Origin of the sequence: Mesorhizobium sp. M7A.F.Ca.ET.027.03.2.1 (assembly GCF_003999175.1) — a bacterium.
Lineage (GTDB): Bacteria > Pseudomonadota > Alphaproteobacteria > Rhizobiales > Rhizobiaceae > Mesorhizobium.
Map to the genome: position 1 here is coordinate 1 of NZ_RZOM01001308.1, position 1,441 is coordinate 1,441.

The following is a 1,441-nucleotide window of genomic DNA, read 5'->3' on the forward strand; positions in this document are numbered from 1 at the left end:
GTACATGTTCTCGTGCAGCAGGCCGGAAAAGCCGGCGAGCTTACGCAGGATGACTGTCATCGCCCGGGTCGCGTCGTCGCCGGGCGCGACCGTCGTTGCGAACTGATGGATGGTTTTCGACAGGTCCTTCAGCGCCAGCCAGCCATCGGGCGAGAAGCGGTCGCGGATCTGCCCGGCGCTGTAGACCGCACTATCCAGCGTGCCGATCAGCCCTGACGGGATCGCCGTCTCCACATCGATGCCGAAAGGTTCGAGATAATCCCTGATGTCGGCGAGCAGCGGCATATCCGGGTCGGAGGTTTCGGCGAGCCGCACATGGTAGGCGCGCAGGATACGCACCGTGTCTTCCGAGCGCTCGATATAGCGGCCGAGCCAGGTCAGGTTCTCCGCCGCGCGACTGGGCAGGCTGCCGGGCCTGGTGCGGCTGAAACTGTCGCCTTCTTGCGGCAGCAGCGTCTCGCGCTCCACCGGTTTGTCGCTGACAACCCAGACATCCGCCGCCTGGCCGCCACGCTGCATGGCGATCGCCGTCGGGTCGAGCGACAGGCCGATACGGGCAAAACCGCCCGGCATCACCGTCCAGCCCTCCGGCGTTCGCGCCAGGTAGACGCGCAGGCTGGCTGGCCGCGGCTCCAGCCAGCCGCCGACATAGACGGGCGTCGTCGAAAGCGTCACCGCTTCCTGGCCGACGAAATCGCCGCCATCACGTTCAATGCGCGCCACCAGTTCCGCCCGCTCCCCGGCCGACAGAGCCGAGCCTAGCTTCGTTGAATCGTCGTCCTCGAAGACAAGCCTCGTCGACAGCGCCGGCCCGATCACCATGCGATCGATGTTGGCCAGCACATGCGCGCGTTCGGTTGCTTGCCCGCACCACCATGTCGCGACACTTGGCAGCAGCAATTCCTCGCCCCGCAAGGCCCGTGAAATCTTGGGCAGGAAGGCAAGCAGCGCGCGCGTCTCCATCAGGCCGGAGCCCAGCGCGTTGACGGTAGCAACCGCGCCCTGGCGGATCGCCTCAACCAGGCCCGGCGTGCCGATCTGCGAATCCGCGCGCAGTTCGAGCGGATCGGCGAAGGCGGCGTCGAGCCGCCGCCACAACACGCTGATCGGCATCAGGCCGGAAACTGTGCGCACCATCAGCCGGCTGCCGGAGACGGTCAAATCCTCGCCTTCGAGCAGCATGATGCCGAGGTAGCGGGCGATGTAGGCGTGCTCGTAATAAGTTTCGTTGAGCGGCCCCGGCGTCAGGATGGCGACGCGGCCGTCGGTTTCCTTGGCCATGCCGATCAGCGCGTCGCGAAAACGGCGGAAAAAGCCGGCAAGGCGGTGCACATGCATCTCGCCATAGATGTCGGACAGCGCGCGTGTGGTGGCGACGCGGTTTTCCAGTGCGAAACCGGCGCCGGACGGCGCCTGCGTGCGATCACCCAGCACCCACCAT

Annotated in this window: 1 protein-coding gene; it reads right to left on the minus strand. The window is 66.5% G+C overall.

The genetic code is table 11. The features are described 5' to 3' along the window. Positions 1–1,441 (minus strand): circularly permuted type 2 ATP-grasp protein (locus tag EN750_RS34125; RefSeq protein ID WP_189526669.1); only part of this gene is annotated, 1,441 nt, incomplete at both ends.